Source organism: Bradyrhizobium pachyrhizi (assembly GCF_001189245.1).
Lineage (GTDB): Bacteria > Pseudomonadota > Alphaproteobacteria > Rhizobiales > Xanthobacteraceae > Bradyrhizobium > Bradyrhizobium pachyrhizi.
Genome location: NZ_LFIQ01000083.1, coordinates 128,223 through 128,457, shown reverse-complemented (window position 1 = coordinate 128,457; position 235 = coordinate 128,223). Strand labels below are relative to the sequence as shown.

At 68.1% G+C, this 235-nt stretch carries 1 pseudogene; it reads left to right on the top strand.

Going from position 1 to position 235, the window contains the following annotated elements:
- Positions 1-21: 21 nt before the first annotated feature.
- Positions 22-235: pseudogene (gene dppD / locus AKL29_RS45070) on the top strand (dipeptide ABC transporter ATP-binding protein DppD); the annotation flags it as partial.

Genomic DNA, 235 nt, shown 5'->3' with positions numbered 1-235 from the left:
GCCTCCTGTAGCGCGCGGCAGATGCGCGCGATCCGGGGCAAGCGGGTCGCGATGATCTTCCAGGAGCCGATGAGCGCGCTCGACCCGGTCTTCACCGTCGGCCACCAGATCGCCGAGACGTTGCGCGTCCATACCGACGTTTCCCATGAGGAGGCACGCGCCAAAACGCTGGAGATGCTCCGCCGGGTCGGCATCGCCTCGCCCGAGCGGCGGATCGACGACTATCCGCATCAGC